Here is a 17,618-nt window from a genome sequence, read left to right as displayed (position 1 = left end):
GGGGCTGTCGCCGCTGCTGGTGCGAGAGATCTTCGCCATCATCCAGCGGATCAACCAGGAAGAAGGCGTGACGGTCCTCCTCGTCGAGCAAAACGCCCGGATGGCCCTTTCAATTGCCCACCGGGGCTACGTCATGGAGAACGGCCGCATCGTCCTCGAGGGGTCCGCCGATTCGCTGCGGTCGAACCCCGACGTCCAGGAGTTTTACCTGGGCCTGTCGGGGGAAGGTGGCCAGAAGAGCTACCGGGACGTCAAGGCCTACCGCCGCCGGAAGCGCCACATGTGATTGCCAGCCCTCGGCGCCCATGGCCTGCGTAGAAAAGGGCCGGCCCCGAGCGAAACGCCCGGGGCCGGCCAGCAGCAACAGGCAGGCGCGTGCTGCAAGCTTTACACCCTGAACGCCTCAACCGCCTTGAGCAGCTCCTGCGCCATGCGCGCCAACCTCTGAGCGGCGCCGGCGATCTCCTCAACGGCGGAGGACTGCTCCTCGGTGCTGGAGGCCACCTCTTCGGCACCCGCCGCGTTCTCCTGGGTGATGGCCGCGATCTCGTCCACCGCCTTGATGGCGGCTTCACTTGCGGCCGCCATCTCCTCGGCGGCCTTACTCACCTCCATGGTCTGGGTCACCGAGCGATCCACGGCCTGCGTGATGGCCTCAAACGTCTGGCCCGATGCATTCACGGCATCCACGCCCTCGGAAACGGCCGCCCGCACCGCCTCCGTGTTGCGAACGGCGCGTTCCACCTCCTGCCGGATCTCCGCGATCAGGTTGGCGATCTCGGCCGCCGCCTGGCGAGACTGCTCGGCAAGCTTCCTCACTTCCTCGGCCACCACGGCGAAGCCCCTGCCCTGCTCTCCGGCCCGGGCCGCCTCAATGGCGGCATTGAGCGCCAAAAGGTTGGTCTGCTCGGCGATCCCCGTGATGACGTCTACGATCTGGCCGATGCGCTGCGAGCGGTGGCCCAGGTCCTCTACGGCCCTGCCCGACTCCCCGGCGGTCTGCTCAATCTGCGCCATCCGCTGCGTGATGTTGCCGAGGGCCGACTGCCCGTCCCGGGCGAGCCTTGCCACGTCGTTGCTGCCGTCGGCGATCTCCTTGATGGCCGTTGAGACCCGCCGCACCGACTCGCCCATCTGCCGCACGCTCCCGGAGGCGCTGGAGGCGGCGGAGGACTGCCGTTCGCTCGCCTTGGCCATCTGATCGACGGTGGCTGCCACCTGCTGCACGCCCTGCCCCACCTGCTGCGACGAACTGGCCAGCTCCTGGCTCGAGTTGGCCACCTGCTGGGCTCCGCCGCGAACCTGTCCGACAAGCTGCCGGAGCCGCTCGGACGTCCTGTTGAACGCTTGCGCCAGGCGGGCGATCTCAGTGCGCCCCCGGACGGGCACGGCCCGCGTCAGGTCACCCTCCGCCAGCCCCTCCATCGCGTGGGCCACTTCGACCACGCCCCGCGACTGAAGGCGCCCGACCCAGTAGGCAGCGGCCAGGGCCACCAGGGCCATGACGGCGCCAATGATTACCGTCTGGCGGAACAGCGCTCCCACAGCCTGCGTCAGCTCGGCGCGGGAGGCCTGGATGACCAGTCTCCAGGGCGTGCCCTCGATGGGCTGGACGCCTATCAACTGTTCCTGCCCCCCAAGCCGGGTAAACCTGACCGTGGAGCGGTCGGAGGCCAGCACCTCGCGGTAGACGTTCCGTTCCGCGTCGCTGGCCGCGCCGGCTATGAGGTTGAGGGTGAGCACTTGCTTCTGGTCAGGGTGAGCCAGCACCAGGCCGTCCTGGTTGACGAGCATCCCCAACCCGGTCTTGCCGAGCTTCAGGCCGCCCGCCTGCTGCGCCATGTAATCGGCTGGCACCACGCCGCTCAGCGCGCCGCTCACCTTGCCCGACTGCTCGTCCCGCAGCGGGACCACGATCTCCACCGCGATCTGGCCGGTGCCGGGGTAGCGGAACGGATTTCCGTAGGCCAATCGCCCCTGAAAGGCTTCCTTGAACAGGGGGTCTTTGTCCACATCTGTTGGCTCCATCTCGCCTGACGCCCTGAGCACCATGGCCTTGCCGTCGGTACTCGCGACTTTGACCTCCAGCACGTCTTTGCTTCCGGCAACGTCCGTATAGAGCGTGCCGGCATAGGACGGAAGGTCCTGGAATGACGTTAGCTGCGCCTGACGCGCAAGCTTCGAAGCCAGCGACTCGACGACTTCAACAGTGCGAGCCCTCGCCGCTTCGATGAGGCGACCGCTGAGCCGCAGCTGGGAGTAGGCAGTCTCCTGGATCTGCTGGACGAGCATCCTGCTGGAAGTCGTGTACACCAGAACGGCAACGGCAGCCGCCGAGAGGACCACGAGCATGACCATTGCGGCCATGAGCTGCTGGCTGAAACTCCTCATATCCCGGCTGGTGCATCCGGGCAGGGCGCGCCGCCGGGAGCCGGCCGCACGCGGTCCCGGATGCCGATCCTCCTTTCGTTGAGGCAATCCTCTTGTTAACGGGAGACTTGTGTAGACTCCTATCCATGGATCGGTAAGCGGCAGGCCGGAGTGAAGCGACCCACATTCACGGACGGGGCGCTGGCGCCATCCAGGGTACAAGCGCGGCTCGGGAGCCAACAGGAGGTGGGCTTGCATGAAGATTTCACAGCGAAGAGTGGCGGCCGGCTCGCCCCGACAATGACGTTTGCCACCAAGCCGTTTGTCGGCATCTTTCGCAATCTGTGACACTTTCCCGGCCGACACGGGACATTCTCCTCTTGCCAACCGGCGCCAACCGGCTGTAGGGTCCGGCCAACGAGGCGCGTTGCTATGCTGGGGGTTTTGCGTGCCACGCAGGGAGTTGGGGCCATGTCCTGACGGAGGGAGTTGGGGTCATGTCCCGCCTGCCCGCAAGTGGTCTAACCATGAAATTCATCATCCCGAGTGGCCTTGTGGTGCTGCTCGTCATGGGAGTGGCGACGGTCTACCTGGTGAGGAACCAGAAGAAGGCGCTCGTGGCAGAGGTCCGCGAGCAGGCAGAACTCCTCGAGGCCCAGGTGCGCGCAACCCGCCAGTACCTTGCCGAAACGCTGGAAGTCGCATTGCCCGAGGCGGCAACCGTCGAGATGTTGAAGGATCTGGAGGCTCGGAGAGGCCACTCGGTCCGGTTCGTTAGCCTGGATCCCCTCAACCCCGATAACGCCCCTCAAGACGCCTTTGAGCACCAGGGTCTGGAGGCGATTGGACGCGGCGGCCGGACCGCGTTCGAGAAAGTCGAGTCCGTCAGCGGTACGACCCGTTACCGGCGCATCATCCGCGACATTGCCACCAGTGAGCGGTGCTCGTCGTGTCATATCGGTGTTCAGAAAGGTGATGTGATCGGCGGGCTGGTCATTACCATTCCCATGGACTCCATGATCCAAAGCGCCAACACCCGGGCCGCCGTGCTCGCAGGCAGCTCCCTCGGAGCGGTGGTGCTGCTCATCCTCATGTTGGGCCTCATCCTTCGTAAGGTCATCATCAACCCCCTCAACGGCCAGCTGGTCAGCGCCCTTCACGCCCTGGCAGAGGGCGACCTGACGCGCCGGACGCAGGTCACCACCAACGACGAGCTGGGCCGTGCAGCCAAAGCCCTGGACGGTGCGTCCCAAAACCTGCGGCAGCTGGTACAGGGCGTCAGGCACAGTGCGGAGCAAGTCACGGCATCCAGCCAGGGACTGGCCGACGCCTCCACCCAGGTGCGGCTGGCGGTCCAGCAGGTGGCCGAGACCGCCAACCAGATGGCGGCCGGTGCCCAGCGCCAGTCCGAGGAGGCCGCGGCCACGGCGGAAGGCGCCCGGCAATTAAGTGAAATGGCCCGGCAGGTGGCGGCCGTTACGCAGGAGATGGCTCGGGGAGCGGACGAGGCCGCCAAGCTGGCGAAGAGTGGCCGTGAAGCCGTGGCCGCCATGAAGGGTCGCATGGAGGACATTCAGCGGGCGGTTTCGGAGTCCGGCCAGGCGGTGTATGAGCTGGGCCAGCGCTCGCAGCGCGTCGGCCAGATTACCGACGCCATCACGGCACTGGCCGAGCAGACCAACCTCCTTGCCCTCAACGCAGCCATTGAAGCAGCCCGTGCAGGTGAACAGGGCCGGGGTTTTGCAGTCGTGGCCGAAGAGGTGCGCAAGCTGGCCGTCCAGTCCCGGCAGGCCGCAGCGGAGATCGGGGGCCTCATCGGCGAAATCCGGGCAGACGTCGAACGCGCGGTACTGGTGACGGAGGCAGGGCGTACCGCGGTGGCCGCCGGAGCGGAGACCGTGGCGAGTTCCGGGCAGACCTTCGAGGCGATCACGCAAACGGTTGAACACTCCCTGCGACAGATTCAGGCGCTGAGCGCGGCGGCCCAGAAGATGGCGGCGGCCAGCGAACAGATGCTGCGGTCGGTTGAGGAGATCACGGCCGTTGCCCAGCAAAACGCGGCGGGCACCGAGGAACTGGCCTCGACCGCTGAGGAGCAGTCCGGCGCCGTTGAACAGATCGCAACGCTTTCCACCAGCCTGGCGGCAATGGCCAATCAACTCCTCAAAGAGGTTGAGGTCTTCCGGCTGTAGGCCGTACCAAGATGCCCCGAGCGATGGCCCCGCAGCCCTCGCGCACCCGGACGACGACGCCGAGCCCGTTCGCGCCGCCCGCGCAACGGAAATCGATCTGACAGCCGCGACACCGGATGATCAACAGAGAGAGACTCGGGGTGTTGACTCCTTTTGGAGGCGCAATTGACGATAAAGGATATGGTTCCTCGCTAGTCAACATGGGTTGAAGAATCCGCCAACCGCATCGGTTTGGCCACTGAAGCGCTCGGTCCGGAAACCGTCGCCCATTCTCGGAGCCTGGAATAGGTGCTCTCGTCGACGGCGGCCCGCCAGGGGTACCTGAGGGTGTACGTTGCTACGGCCGTGTGCCGGGACCCGATAGCTGCGCGTGCAACGCTTGTAGCACCCCCAAGGGGTCGCTTGCGCTCGTCACGGCGCCGCCAACGATGAAGCCATCGACGCCGGACCCGGCGAGCTTCGGCAAGTCTTCCGGGCCCAACCCTCCTGCCACGTAAACGGGGACGGCCACCGCTCTACGCACCGCTTCAATGCGTGCGAGAGCGGTGCCCACGTCCCGCGATCCGACCTGTGGCCACCTGGGCAGGTGCAAGCAGACCTCGTGCGCTCCGAGCTCTTGCGCTCGGCGAGCGGCCTCCGGCTCGTCAGAGCAGCCTATCAGGTCCGCCATGACAAGCCTCCGCCGCCATGGGGCGATGTCCTCCTCCGCCCGGGCCGCCCGGCCGACGCCCTCCCACGTCGCCCGGTCCGCCACAGCGGCCACCACCGTCACCACGTCGGCTCCAGCCTCAAAAGCGCTGAGGGCAATGCGTTCTCCAGCGTCACAGATTTTGGTGTCCGCCACAATAACGGCGTCGGGGGCCAGCGCCCTCATCCGTCGCACCGCGGCCAGACCGCTGGCAAGCAAGAGGGGGGTGCCGACCTCGAGGCGTCTCACCTTGCCAGCGATCCGCTCTGCCACCCCGACGGCCACGTTGAGTGACACCATGTCAAGTGCGACCTGCAGGCAAGGGGGCACGGTCGGCTGCCGCAGCGCGTTCATCTCGCAGGGCCCCCTCCCGGCCAGACGGCGTCCCGTAGCCGCTCCACCTGGCGCATCAGAGCTTCGTACTGGGCATGCCGGCGGGGATTCGGCTCGAACACCCTTGTCACGCGCACGCCGGCGGCCAGCTCAGCCAGCGATGCCCCGCCGACCGCATACCAGGCCACCATGGCGGCGCCCGCTGCCGTCGGCTGCGATTGGTCCGTCACCACCACGGGTGTTCCGAAGACGTCGGCCTGCAGCTGGACCCATGGCTCCGACGCTACGAACCCGCCGCTGGCCCGCACTTCACTTGCCGGACCCGCCTGAGCGACCAGGGCCCGGTAGACCGCGTAGAGTCCCAGGCTGAGACCCTCCAGCACCGCCCGCGCCAGCTCCGGCGCTCCGTGGGCTGGCCCCAGGCCTATGAGCGCCCCTCGAACGTCTTCCCGCCACAACGGGCTGCGCTCACCGTACACGTAAGGCAAGAACAACAGCCCGTTCGCTCCGGCCGGCGCCCGCATCGCCAACCTCACGAGTCGGTCAGGCCATTCCATCGATGCCAAAGTACCGGCCTCCGACCGGCGGCACGGTCCGGTGGAGCTTGCCATCAGCTCTTCGATGAGGCCGCCGAGCCACGTGAGCACATTTCCCCCGTTGTTGACAGCGCCCCCGGCGACCCAAGCTCCGCCAGGTGCCGGGTAGCACCAGGTCCGCCCGGCAGTATCCAACGACCGTTTCGGAAGGGTGAATCTTACGGCACCGCTCGTTCCCACCATGCAGCTGGCCAGCCCGGCCCGCTCGCAACCCAGGCCCAGGTGGGCCAGGACCCCGTCCAGCGACCCCACCACTATCTCGGTCTTACGAGGCAGGCCCAAACGATCGGCTGCACTCGCAGTCAGCGGCAGTCGCTGAGCCGGCGAGACCACCCGGGGAAGTTGGGCCTGTCCGATGCCCAGCCAGTTTAGAAGCTCCCCGTCCCAAATCCCATGATCGCTGTCGAAAAGGCCTGTAGCTGCCGCGACGGCGGAATCTACCAACCATTCTCCCGTCAGGCGGTATAGCACGTAGTCTTTAATCCCGGCCAAAATGGCGGGATGCCCGGGTAATCGGCCTTGTCGGCGCCAGTTCAAGAGTTTGGCGGGCCAGTAGCTGGCGTGAACGGGGCAGCCCGTACGCTGATACGGGACATTGCCGAACCGTTCACGGATCTCGGCCGCTTCCGCAGCCGCTCGGACGTCGGCCCAAAGCCAGGCTGGCGTCAGCGGCACGAAACTGCCGCTCCCGTCCCCCTGCGTCCGGCCAAGCCCATCCGTGGGCCCGAACGCGGCCAGACTGCTTGCCGTTCCACACAGAGCCAGAGCAGCTATCCGGGGTCCTCCCGCCAGTTTGGCAACCACCTCTGCAACGGCTGCTTCGGCGGCTTCCGCCACCTGGCGAGCGTCTTGCTCCGCCGCCCCGTTCGGAGCGACCACCATTCCGTAGGGTCGTGCGGCCTGGGCCAGCACCCGAAGCCCTTGATCAAAAGCCACCGCGCGTACCCCGCTGGTCCCCAGATCCACTCCGACGACAGCCGCGGCTACCCTGCCTGTCCTCGGCCTCGCCGCTTGCCCGTTCACTCGTGGCCACCTGGCCGCCCGGTATACGGTCTTGGTTCTGGCCTGGGCCCGCCGGGCCCGCCGTCGATCCGCGGGCCCGGTACCTCATGCCCGGGGCTGACGTTGAGCAGCCGAAGCCCCGTCTCCGGACGGGTTTCGAAGCGCATGTCAACGCCGTCAACCTCGCCAATCACTACGTCGCACAGGTACAGGACCCTGCAGCCCGGTTCGAGATGCCCTCCGAAGCCGCGTTCGAGGTCGGCCACCGCAATGTGGGCGTGGATCTCGCCGTCTGCGATAACCCCATGGATACCGACGATTTCGAGGGGCCGCTCCACCGTGACGAAGCGGTCCTGGGGAGGCAAACCCGCTGTGGTGACGGCGTGGTAGGAGAACCGGTCCAGGGTACCGTAGCCCGTCAGGATGACACCATTACGGATTTGCTCCGCTCGCACGATTTGCCGTAGGGACTCCAACACGTCCTCGCCGCGGTCGAGGTGGATGACCACAACCCGTCGGATCGATCCCGTCCCAAAGACCATGGTTGACTGGTTTGACTCCTCCCTATGCCCTCCGGCGCTTTCGGCTCTCGTTCCGTTTCAGTGCTGAGCGGTGCGAGCAGGCAATGCGTTTGCGACAAGACCGGGCCGGTCTACATGTTACGCCCCCCTCTCGCGCACCGTTAACCGGCCGGCGCCGCAAGATGCACGGACGATCAATCGGGGCTTGAGAAGAATGTCCCGTCCAGGCTCATTCAAGGCCGGAACCGCGGTTCTCGCGACAGCGCGCAGGAGCATGCGCGCCGCGGCCGTCCCCATCTCGTAGATGCGCTGAGCCACCGTAGTCAGGGGCGGGTCCACAATGCGAGCCCATTCGCTGTCGTCGAAGCCCACCAGCGCCACATCGTCGGGAATCCGCACTCCAAGTTCGCGCAGCGCTCGCAACACGCCGATAGTCATCTGGTTGTTGGTGACGAACAGCGCCGTGATACGCCGCTCAGGCGGGAGCGCCATCAATTTGCGCGCTCCTTGGTAACCACTCTCCTCACGGAAATCCCCATAGACGACCCAGTCCGGGTCAATAGCCAGCCCTCGCGCCTCCATCGCTTCCTGGTAGCCTGCGAGGCGGTCGATCCCCGTATTCACGTCCTGCGGGCCCGCCACCACGCCGATCCGCCGGTGCCCGAGGTCAATGAGGTGTAGGGTCGCTTCGTAGGCGCCGGCCCGGTTGTCGGTCAGGACAGCCGGACCACCGAAGGCAGGCGGGCGGCGGTTGACGAAGACCCAGGGGATGCCCTGCTCCCGAAGGATCGCGAGGTGATCTGCCCGTTGCCCTGCGGCCGATATGATCACCCCGTCCACCCGCCTTTCGCAAAAGAGGCGGACGTACATAGCCTCCTTGTCGGCGTTGCGGTCCGTGTTGCACAGAAGCGGATGGTACTGACGGGCTGCCAAAACGTCTTCGATGCCCCTGACCACCGAGCCGAAAAACGGGTTGGCGATGTCACTGATGATGACCCCGATGATATGGGTGCTGCGCTGCTTGAGACTGCGGGCGACCGCGTTGGGCGAGTAGCCCAGATCGCGGGCGGCCGCCAGCACGCGCGCACGTAGTTCCGGGCTGACGAATCCCGTTCCGTTGAGGACGCGGGAGACCGTCGCCGTTGAAGTCCCGGCCTGCAACGCGACATCCTTAATCGTGATGGGGCTGTGCGCCCGCCCTGCCCCGCCCGCCACGGTCGCACCCATCCCTTCGCTCTTACCGCCGGAAGTCATCGGCCGGCGCCCGCGACGTTGTCAGTTGAAACCGAACAGGTGTGGAAGCCACAGAATGACCTGCGGAAGCAGGGCCAGTACGAACGTCCAGCCGATCAGGACCGCGATGAAGGGCAGCCCCGCCCGTGAAGTGTCTTCGACGGAGGTGTTGGCAATGCTGGAGGTGACGAATAACACCACCCCAACAGGGGGGGTGCAGACTCCAAGCGTTAGAGCCGTAGATACGATCACACCCAGGAAGAGCGGATCGATCCCGGCTTGCGTTGCCACAGGGACCAGCACCGGTGTGAGGACGGTCAATGCCGAGATGGTATCGATGAAGGTGCCGACGACAATCAACAGGGCCACGATGCCCAGCATAAGGAGCCAGGGCTGACCGACGCTCCCGCTGAGCTGACTGGCCACCGCTGCCGGGATGCCCTCAAAGGCCATGATCCAGCTGAAGACCGAGGCGACGGTCATCACCAGCATCACGACCCCGGTCGTCACAGCCGTCTTCAAGAGAACCCGCGGGAGTTCGTTCAGCGTCAAGTCACGGTAGAACACGTAAGCTACCACGAAGGCGTATAGCGCACCTATCGCTCCCGCCTCGGTTGGCGTCATGACGCCGCCAAGGATGCCGCCCATAATCAGGACCGGTGCCAAAAGTGCCGGCGCAGCTTCCCGGCCTGCCCTAAGCATCGCCTGCAGGGAGGAGCGGGGGTCAACAGGCACACCCATACGGGCGGCACTCGCCCGCAGCAACGGGACCAGGGCCAGGCCAAAGAGAATGGCAGGCACATATCCGCCGACAAACAGCCCGCCAATGGAAACGCCCGCGATGGTGCCGTAGACGATCATGGGGATACTCGGGGGAATAATAGCCCCCAAACTGCTGGAAACCGATTCGATGGCAGCAGCAAGGCCCCTGGGATACCCGGAGCGGATCATCGCTGGAATGGTAATGGCTCCGGTGCCGGCGGCGTTGGCCACAGCCGAACCCGAGATGCTCGCGAAAATCATGCTGGAGACGAGGCTGACCACGCCCATCCCGCCGGTGAGATGCCCGACGATGGTGCGGGTGAAGTGGACCAGTCGGCGAGAGATGCCGCCTGCGTTCATGATCTCACCGACCAGCACGAAGAAAGGGATGGCGGTCAACGTGAAGGAATCGGCCCCGGCGTACATCTGCTGCGCGATGGTCCCGAGCGGTACGTCAGGCAGGAAAAAGAACAAGTAAGTGACCGACGCGAGCCCGAGGGCGAAGGCGATCGGCACCCGGCCGGCCAGGAAAACACCCAGGGTCAGTAATAGTACCAGCGTGCCCATGTTGACCTCCACGAAAAACCGATCCCACGGAGTCATACACGCCCGATCAGCGCGGGGGCTCTCCTGCTTCCGTCCATTCGGGCTTGCGTCATTCGGTTCGTGCCTGGTCTGCTACTCGGCCTGGTGCAGGCAGGGTGGTGTCCCCATCGGGGACCAGGTCTTCCCCCTGCAGAAGGACCCTGAGGACCTCCAGGAACATCAGAAACGCGGCCACCGGGACTCCAAGGTAACCCCAGGCGGCCGAGATGCCCAACATCGGTGTCACCCTACCGAAGCGAACTGTCTGGAGGACCAAGCGCGTACCACCCCAGACCACCACCCCCAGAAACGCAAGCGTCAGGAGGATGACACCGACACGCACGGCGCTTCGCCCCCTAGGGGGAAGGTGGTCCGTCACAAAGGTGATCGCCAGGTGCGAACGTTTACGAAGCGCCACGAAGGCCCCGAAGAAAACCACCCACACGAAGGCCAGCCTGCTTAGTTCCTCCGCCCAGATCAGCCCGACCTGCAGGAGATAGCGCGCGACCACGTTGGCCGAGACCAAGACCACCAGAGCGCCGGTGAGAAGAATGGTCATCCATTCAACCAATGTGCTTATCCTGGTTATGGACCGGACGATGGCCGCGCGCATCCCCTTCATGCTCCCTTCAACCCGTGTGCGCTAGTCGGCCTGAACGACCAGCTCGTAGAGCTCCCGGCTGAAGGACTTACCGATGTACTCCTCGTGAATACGCCGGGTAGCCTTGCGGAAGGGTTCCAGCTCAGGCCAGTTGACCTTCACGCCATGTTCCTGCATCTTGGCCACTAGCTCATTGGTGAGGCCCACGACGTACTGTCGCTGAAAGGCCAAAGCCTCATCGGCCGCTTCCTGCATGGCCTTCTGTATATCGGCCGGCAGCGAGTTGAAGAAGTTGTCGTTCACCACCAGCACTACGAAAGAGAGCAGGTGGTGGGTCATGGACATGTATCGCTGGACCTCATGGAGCTTGGCAGGGTAGATGTTGATTACAGCGTTCTCCTGACCGTCGATGGTCTTTTGCTGTAGGGCAGTATAGACCTCGCCATAAGGCATAGCTACCGGGATACCGCCCAATGCCTCCGTGATTGCCAGGTTGACCGGGCTTTGCGGGCTACGGATTTTGAGACCCCTCAGGTCCTCCGGCTTTTCGATCGGCCTCCGGTTGTTGGTGTAGACGCGGGCACCGTTGTTGCCCCAGCCCAGCACGCGAAGCCGCTTCTCCCGAAGCGCGCGCTCGATCTCCTTGCCCACCGGGCCTTCGAGCACCCGAAAGGCTTGGTCGTGATCGCGGAGCAGGTAAGGCATGCTTAAGAGAGTGGTAATTGGCGCGAACTGCGCGAGCGGGTCGTGGCCGATGATCGTCATTTCGATGGTCCCGGCCTGCACTTGCTGGATTACCTCGGTTTCCTGACCAAGCTGCCCACCGGGGAAGACTCTGACCTTGAGCCGTCCATTGGTCTTTTGCTCCAGCAGTTCGGCAAACTTGGTGGCGGCGACGTCAAAATGGCTGCCAGCCGCGCAACAGTGGGGCAACCGGATGGTCCGGCTTGCCTGGGCCGCAGCCATTGACGTGGCAGTGAAGACCAACAGGCCGGTGAGCACTAAAACGCCTGCGCGGATCCTGAACATGGCTTACCTCCTTGCACAGTGACCTACTGCCTGACGCGTTGCCTACCACGCCCTGTCATAGCTACCTGGAGTCAAGTTTGGCTAGCTCCTGAACCTGGCGTTGCACCTCCTTTGCGTTGGCCCGCACAGCCTCGGTCAGCCCTAGCGCAAGGTCGCGCATGGAGCGCCTCTGAACCGTGTATGGGTTGCGGTCGATGGCCTGCTGCACCGTCTCCACCCATTGCGCGGGTACCCCATCTATCCCTTGGAAGGCGCCGCAAATCGCCCCGAGTATGCCGCCGATGCAGTCCGTGTCGCGCCCCAGGTTGGTCGCTCCGATCAAGCCTTGCCTGACGTCGCCTTTCGTGATCCAGAAGAGAGCGATGGCCTCCGCTGCTGTTTCCACCGCGTCGGCATAGGGGTAGGTGGGAGCGAAGTGCCGGCGGATCGGCTCGCGAATCTCTCGAATGTCGGGATACCGCTTGGCCAGCTCCAGGACCTCGTCGATAATCTGCCGAGTGAGCGCCGAGCCGTAGGCCCTTGACGCTTCCACGACCGACTCCACCGTGGCATTTGGCCGGAACGCTTCGGCCACCGCCGCGGCAATGGCCTTGCAGGCCTCCACGCCCCCGCTGGCGGGCGGCTGCAGGATGGCGGCTACTTCCGCCGCGTCAAGGGCCGCCTGGTAGGGGTTGCAAGCGTTGATGACGCCGACAGGGCTGATCATGTGGGCCGCGTCAACCAGCCCAGGCCAGGGTGTCATAGCCCCGAGCAGCCTGGGCGGTATGCGGGTGTTCTCGTCGCCGGCCACCAAGCGGTCGTAGTGGATCTTGATGTGCGGGTTGATCAGCCGGCCGATGTCCTCCCGCTTGATCTCCCGCTTCCACACCTCTGCCAGGTCGTCAACGGTGATACGCCCGCCCTTTTCGACGATCGCCAGCGCCAAGAGGTAGCGAATCTCGGCGCCGTCCTCGGTCATCCCCGGCGGCATGTCCATGTGCTGGTAATGTAGGGCCGGGCTATTGTTCCAGTAACGAACGTCCCGTTCTTGCTGCACCCAGGGAAGAAAGGTCTCCACCCAGCCTAGCTTCTCCTCAATGGCTTTCCAGCCGCCGCCGGGAACGCTGACCCACTCCACGGCCGCCCCCATGGCGGAGCCAATGTTGGCTGCTGCGATGGATCCATATACCTTCTTGAACAGCAGGGTATCTTCCATGTTTCGCCCCTTTCGCAGGTGGCAAGTACTCGTGTTAGCACGACAGCCATTACTCTGAGTTCAGTCCTGGCCAGGCGTTCCGAGGACCCCAGCAGACGAGGCTCCTTCACCCCCTGGGGTAGGTCAACGTTTACGTAAAGGTTTACACCCCCGAACTTCGGCAACCCCCTTCGGCTTTCCTGCTGGGGACAGAAAATCTCGAACCTCTCATCTCGCATGCAAGAAGCCGAGCGCCCGGGCTATAAGCGGCCCGACGCCCCAACGGCATCCGGGTCAACCTTGCCTACAAGGGTTAGGCCCGGCGTGGCCGCGGGCCGCTCACCGCCGCATTCCGCCCCCTCCGGCTGGCTCTTCGGCTTCCGGCAGCGCCTCACGGAACCTGATGTCTTTCATGATCTCGTGCCGGCCGTCCAGCAACCTCGCGTAGAACCCCCACCAGCGGCCGCCAGGCTCGAACGTTGTCTCCTTCGAACATCTCACGAGCACGCGATTCCATCCCGCCCCCAGGGCAACCCGGGCCCTCAGCGGCTCCACGGCCGGGGCGACGGGCGTCTCCACCACCGCCTCCCCGTTGACCCACAGCTTCAGGCGGTCCTCGCCCACCAGCTCGACGACCGCCTCCCGGTCATCAGGCGACCAGACCTGGGCGGCGGCGTAAGCCACCCAGCGCTGCTGCGGCTGCTCCCAGGGCTCCCGATCGATCATCAACCCGGCCAGGTTGAGGTAGCCAAAACAATCGCTCACCATGCTGTACGCTTTCCAGTCCCACCTTTGCCCTCCCAGCGCGACGCTCGTCTGTGACAGGCCCCTGGCCAGTTCTTGCTCAAGGCCCGAAAGCCCCTGGTCGTTTTGCCCCGCAATGGGGCCCAGCAGGCTCCACGTGGCCACGCATTCGCTTGCCAGAAGGATCTGCGCGCTCAGGGTGAAGCTTCGCCCTTCGGGCGGCCTGACGGTTACGCTGACGGCAGTTGGCGCTCCCGGGGCATGCTGCGAGCCTGTGGCCTTGCAGCGCCACGCCCGAAAGGCGGACACGCCGGCAGGCCTGGGCACCTCCACCTCCTCGCCCACCCAGCCGGGCGCCGGCGTGAACTGCCACTCGACGGGGCTTCCCCGAGGCAGCGGCGCCTCGATGTAGGCGTAGACCACCGCGGTCCCCGGCTCCGGCCAGGAGGCGTCAAGCCTGAGCTCCGCCACGCCCCCGTCCGGCGAGGCGCTTTGGGGCGGGGCTGCCTCGGAGGGTGGCTTGCACCCGACCAAAGTGACTGAAGCCGGCTGGCGGATGGGCCACCGCGGCAGCCACACCGTCACTTGCCTTGCCCGGGCATCGCAGGCGTACGCCGCCTCGAGCCTCTCCGCTGAGGTTGCCCCTTCCCCGCCCGGCAGCGGGCTGCCGCCCAACAGCACGGCCTGCGGCTGGCCGGCGTCGTGAAACACGACCCGGATCGCCCGCCTTTCGTGCTGCCCTTCGAAGGCTCCCTCAGCGGGATGGATGACCAACGAGCGCGCCCCGTCGAAGTACTCGATGAGCGTCTGCGCATGCTCGCCGCGCTCGTAGGCGTACGTGACCCCGTCGTCCTCGTGCAGTACAAACCGGGCATCCGCCCCGGGATAGACGTGGATCGTCAGCGGATCCCACTGGGCGTCCCGGGCATGGAGCACGTCCGGCCCGAAAACCACGATCGAGCCCGCCCTCACAAAGACAGGGATGCGGGCCAGCGGGGCAAAGGCCGACACCTCGGCCGGGCCGGAAAGCGCCCTGTCCGTCCAGAAGTCGTACCATTTCCCCTCCGGCAGGTACACCCGGCGCTCCCGGGCCCCGCGCTCGGTGATGGGGGCTACCAGGAGGCTTGCGCCAAACATGAATTGCTGTTCGCTTTCGGCCGCCCGGGGGTTGTCCGGATACCGCATCGGCATGGCCTGCATGATGGGCACACCGCTCAGGTGGGTCTGCCAGGCGTGCGCGTAGATGTAGGGCAGCAGCCGGTACCGAAGCCGTATGGCCTCTGTCGCCGCCGCCTCCACCAGGGGCCCGAAGGACCAGGGCTCGTTGCCCGGCCTCGTTCCGTGCGTACGGAACAGGGGGCACCAGGCTCCCCACTGCAGCCACCGCACGTAGAGTTCGGGGTCGTACCACGGCACCGCCATGAACCCGCCGATGTCGGTGGTCCAGTAAGGCTGGCCGGACAGGCCCACCTGCTGGCCGATGATCACCTGGGAGCGCAGCACCTCCCAGGTGGGCGAAATGTCCCCCGACCACATGGCGCACCCGTAGCGCTGGATGCCGGCGTACGCCGTGCGAGCCAGGCTGAAGACCCGTTCGCTGCTGCAGGAGCGCTGCCCCTCAAACAGCCCCTTGGCCCAGAACAGGCTGTAGATGTTGTGAACGCGCTCGCGGCTGCCCAGGAAGTGCCGGCTTCCCGGCGGATGCTGCTCGGGCTCGCCCATGTCGATCCAGTAGGCTCGGACCCCGTCGTCGAACAGCCGCCGGATCCGGGACCACCAGGCCCGCCTCACCTCGGGGTTGGAGAAATCGACGAGGCTGTCGTGCACCAACGGGTGGCGGGGCCCCTCGGTCCCGGGAAACCTCGCGAGGTAGCCGTTTTCGAGGAAATCCTGCCAGTTGACGGATCCCCTGTCGACAAAGGGGTGCTGTGCCTGCATCACCCGAAAGCCCATGCTGGCAAGCTCCCGGGTCATGGCCGCAGGATCCGGCCAGGCGGCCCGGTCCCACTCCAGGTCGCCAAAGGTCTTAAACCATAGCCAGTCGATGACCAGCACGTCGCAGGGGATCCCCCGGGCCCGGTACTGGCGCCCCACCTCCAGAAGCTCGCGCTGGCTGCGGTAGCGGTTTTTGCTCTGGATGTACCCCAGCGCCCAGATGGGAGGCACGGGCGCGGCGCCCGTCAGCTCGCGGTATCCCCGCAGCAGCTCGGCCATCGGCCAGCGCACGATGACGAAGTACTCGACGCGGTCGCAGTAGGTCAGCACCGTGATGCAGTCGGGCCGGGAGCCGGCCACAGGCTCGTCCTGGCGCCACGGAGCCGGAGCCCTCGTCTCGGAACCCGGAGGGTCGGCCGGCGGCGGAACCTGCGCCTCGCCGATGGCGAAGCGGCTGGGGTAGGAGGTGTTGAGAAGCAGCCCGTACCCCCGAGTGCTGATGAGAAACGGAATCCCGGCCGGCCCGCTCTGGCTGAACCCTCGCCACTCGTGCCAGATCCGGCGTTCCTGGCCGCGCAGGTCGAGGTGGGGGTACGTGCCCTGCCCCAGCCCGTAGATTCGCTCCTCGAGCGAAAGGGCCAAGCGCTGGAGGACGCGCCCGTCCGCGAGTTGGATGCCGTTTTGCGGTATGACAAACGCCACGCGCCCCCGCGAGTCGGCGACCTCCAGCGAAAACGGCTCCATGCCGATACGGGCCGTGACACGTCCCGACTCGATGAAGATGTCGCCGTCCCGGCAGGCCACGTCGACGGGGGCTGCCTCCGCTGCCAGGCCCTCCTGCAGCACGAAGGACGGCTCAGGCTCCGTACCGTCTCGGGAAATCCTCACGCGGAGCACGTCGGGCGAGACAAACCGCAGCTCGACCGCCGCCCCCTCTCCCGTGACGGCCACACCGCCCGCGACCGGCCTCCAGCTCGCCATCGAACCCACCTCCCCCATGCCGTCCCCTCCTGCTGCGGCTCTTCCCGGCGCTGCCTCAGCACTCCTGCGCGGCGCAAACCGGGCACCGCCCCTCCCGCCCGCCTGACGGGCGCGGGGCACCAACCTGCCGCGCTGCCGACAGGGCGATCACCCTTGTGGCCGCGGCCCCAGCGGGAGCTCCACTTCCCGCGCCCGGCCGTTTCGGGCGATGGTGAGCCGGACCCGCTCGCCGGGCGCGACTCCCACGAGCACGTGCGTTAGATCGGCGTACCCCCGTACAGGCTGGCCATTGACCCCGGTCACGACGTCTGCGGCCTGCAGGCCGGGGGCCGCCGCCGGCGACCCTTCGACCACACGCGTTACGACGGATCCTCGCTTGACCGTCTCGTAGGCGGGGTGCCCCGGTCGAAGCGACGTGTGGGCAATGCCCAAGCAGTTGCGCCACCAGTCGCCCCGCTGATCGGCCCCCTGTTCGAGGACGCTCTTGAGGTTGCGCAGCAGAAGCTCCATCCCGACGTCGGCGCTCTCCCGGTGAACGTGGCCGGCATCGTCATCGGTAAAGTCGCCGTACTCGATTCGTACCCGGGTGGCCTCGCCTTCAGCCGTGAGCGTCCAGGCCCTTCGGAATCCGTCGTCGGTGACGTAGGCCAGCCGCTCCGGCGGCGAAAGCTCGGTGATCGAGCCGGCTTCGCGAGCGCTCCAGCCGTAGTCGAGGGGCGATCCGGCCTCCGACGCGCAGGTCGAGGCTGGCCGAACGGGTCAGCCACCGGTTAAGTTCCGACGGATCGGTCAGCGCCCGCCAAATCGCGTGAGGCGTTGACGAGAATCTGCTTGCGGACCATCAACTTGTGCAGGCTCAACGCTTCTCATCC

14 protein-coding genes are annotated in these 17,618 nt (G+C 66.0%); 2 read left to right on the top strand and 12 right to left on the bottom strand.

Annotated elements, in window-relative coordinates:
- Positions 1-286: ABC transporter ATP-binding protein (locus AB1609_03110; protein MEW6045457.1), on the top strand; the 286-nt coding region annotated here is incomplete at its 5' end.
- Between the two features lie 101 nt (positions 287-387).
- On the opposite strand, the gene AB1609_03105 is transcribed toward AB1609_03110, so the two are convergent.
- Complete coding sequence (locus AB1609_03105) at positions 388-2,391, bottom strand: methyl-accepting chemotaxis protein (GenBank protein MEW6045456.1); 2,004 nt, start codon at positions 2,389-2,391, stop codon at positions 388-390.
- Between the two features lie 506 nt (positions 2,392-2,897).
- Here AB1609_03105 and AB1609_03100 point away from each other — a divergent pair.
- On the top strand, positions 2,898-4,562 hold the full coding sequence (locus tag AB1609_03100) for a methyl-accepting chemotaxis protein (protein ID MEW6045455.1): 1,665 nt from the start codon (positions 2,898-2,900) through the stop codon (positions 4,560-4,562).
- A gap of 337 nt (positions 4,563-4,899) precedes the next feature.
- On the opposite strand, the gene AB1609_03095 is transcribed toward AB1609_03100, so the two are convergent.
- The 11 genes from AB1609_03095 to AB1609_03045 all read right to left on the bottom strand — a co-directional run bounded on the left by AB1609_03095 (position 4,900) and on the right by AB1609_03045 (position 17,551).
- A complete protein-coding gene (locus AB1609_03095) occupies positions 4,900-5,604 on the bottom strand; it encodes an orotidine 5'-phosphate decarboxylase / HUMPS family protein (GenBank protein MEW6045454.1) in 705 nt (234 codons plus the stop codon).
- Positions 5,601-7,145 carry an FGGY-family carbohydrate kinase gene (locus tag AB1609_03090; GenBank protein ID MEW6045453.1) on the bottom strand — a complete coding sequence of 515 codons (1,545 nt, stop codon included), beginning with the start codon at positions 7,143-7,145 and terminating at the stop codon, positions 5,601-5,603. The genes AB1609_03095 and AB1609_03090 overlap by 4 nt, the downstream gene beginning before the upstream one ends.
- A gap of 53 nt (positions 7,146-7,198) precedes the next feature.
- Positions 7,199-7,723 (bottom strand): PPC domain-containing DNA-binding protein, encoded by a 525-nt coding sequence (locus AB1609_03085; GenBank protein MEW6045452.1) that lies wholly within the window; start codon positions 7,721-7,723, stop codon positions 7,199-7,201.
- A 117-nt stretch (positions 7,724-7,840) separates the two neighbouring features.
- Positions 7,841-8,929 (bottom strand): LacI family DNA-binding transcriptional regulator, encoded by a 1,089-nt coding sequence (locus AB1609_03080; GenBank protein ID MEW6045451.1) that lies wholly within the window; start codon positions 8,927-8,929, stop codon positions 7,841-7,843.
- 48 nt (positions 8,930-8,977) lie between these two features.
- Positions 8,978-10,276, bottom strand: a complete 1,299-nt coding sequence (locus tag AB1609_03075; GenBank protein ID MEW6045450.1) for a TRAP transporter large permease — start codon at positions 10,274-10,276, stop codon at positions 8,978-8,980.
- A gap of 76 nt (positions 10,277-10,352) precedes the next feature.
- A complete protein-coding gene (locus tag AB1609_03070) occupies positions 10,353-10,904 on the bottom strand; it encodes a TRAP transporter small permease (GenBank protein ID MEW6045449.1) in 552 nt (183 codons plus the stop codon).
- Between the two features lie 21 nt (positions 10,905-10,925).
- The gene (locus AB1609_03065; GenBank protein MEW6045448.1) at positions 10,926-11,912 is read right to left on the bottom strand and encodes a TRAP transporter substrate-binding protein; all 987 of its coding nucleotides are present in this window, start codon (positions 11,910-11,912) and stop codon (positions 10,926-10,928) included.
- Positions 11,913-11,973: 61 nt separating this feature from the next.
- On the bottom strand, positions 11,974-13,107 hold the full coding sequence (locus AB1609_03060) for an ADP-ribosylglycohydrolase family protein (GenBank protein MEW6045447.1): 1,134 nt from the start codon (positions 13,105-13,107) through the stop codon (positions 11,974-11,976).
- A 318-nt stretch (positions 13,108-13,425) separates the two neighbouring features.
- The gene (locus AB1609_03055) at positions 13,426-16,764 is read right to left on the bottom strand and encodes a TIM-barrel domain-containing protein (protein MEW6045446.1); all 3,339 of its coding nucleotides are present in this window, start codon (positions 16,762-16,764) and stop codon (positions 13,426-13,428) included.
- A gap of 129 nt (positions 16,765-16,893) precedes the next feature.
- Positions 16,894-17,256: a PDZ domain-containing protein gene (locus AB1609_03050; protein MEW6045445.1), complete on the bottom strand. Its 363-nt coding sequence runs from the start codon at positions 17,254-17,256 to the stop codon at positions 16,894-16,896.
- A gap of 88 nt (positions 17,257-17,344) precedes the next feature.
- Positions 17,345-17,551, bottom strand: a complete 207-nt coding sequence (locus AB1609_03045) for an SRPBCC domain-containing protein (GenBank protein ID MEW6045444.1) — start codon at positions 17,549-17,551, stop codon at positions 17,345-17,347.
- Between the last annotated feature and the right edge of the window lie 67 nt (positions 17,552-17,618).

The sequence above is a fragment of the Bacillota bacterium genome (genome assembly GCA_040754675.1).
Taxonomy (GTDB): domain Bacteria; phylum Bacillota; class Limnochordia; order Limnochordales; family Geochordaceae; genus Geochorda.
The sequence above is the reverse complement of the archived record's forward strand: the minus strand, read 5'-3'. Positions and strand labels throughout refer to the sequence as shown.

Bases quoted from the DNA above. Each gene is read 5' to 3' on its own strand.
- AB1609_03105 (MEW6045456.1), bottom strand. From the start codon at position 2,391: ATGAGGAGTTTCAGCCAGCAGCTCATGGCCGCAATGGTCATGCTCGTG.
- AB1609_03100 (MEW6045455.1), top strand. From the start codon at position 2,898: ATGAAATTCATCATCCCGAGTGGCCTTGTGGTGCTGCTCGTCATGGGA.
- AB1609_03095 (MEW6045454.1), bottom strand. From the start codon at position 5,604: ATGAACGCGCTGCGGCAGCCGACCGTGCCCCCTTGCCTGCAGGTCGCA.
- AB1609_03085 (MEW6045452.1), bottom strand. From the start codon at position 7,723: ATGGTCTTTGGGACGGGATCGATCCGACGGGTTGTGGTCATCCACCTC.
- AB1609_03080 (MEW6045451.1), bottom strand. From the start codon at position 8,929: ATGGGTGCGACCGTGGCGGGCGGGGCAGGGCGGGCGCACAGCCCCATC.
- AB1609_03070 (MEW6045449.1), bottom strand. From the start codon at position 10,904: ATGAAGGGGATGCGCGCGGCCATCGTCCGGTCCATAACCAGGATAAGC.
- AB1609_03065 (MEW6045448.1), bottom strand. From the start codon at position 11,912: ATGTTCAGGATCCGCGCAGGCGTTTTAGTGCTCACCGGCCTGTTGGTC.
- AB1609_03060 (MEW6045447.1), bottom strand. From the start codon at position 13,107: ATGGAAGATACCCTGCTGTTCAAGAAGGTATATGGATCCATCGCAGCA.
- AB1609_03055 (MEW6045446.1), bottom strand. From the start codon at position 16,764: ATGGGGGAGGTGGGTTCGATGGCGAGCTGGAGGCCGGTCGCGGGCGGT.
- AB1609_03050 (MEW6045445.1), bottom strand. From the start codon at position 17,256: ATGGAGCTTCTGCTGCGCAACCTCAAGAGCGTCCTCGAACAGGGGGCC.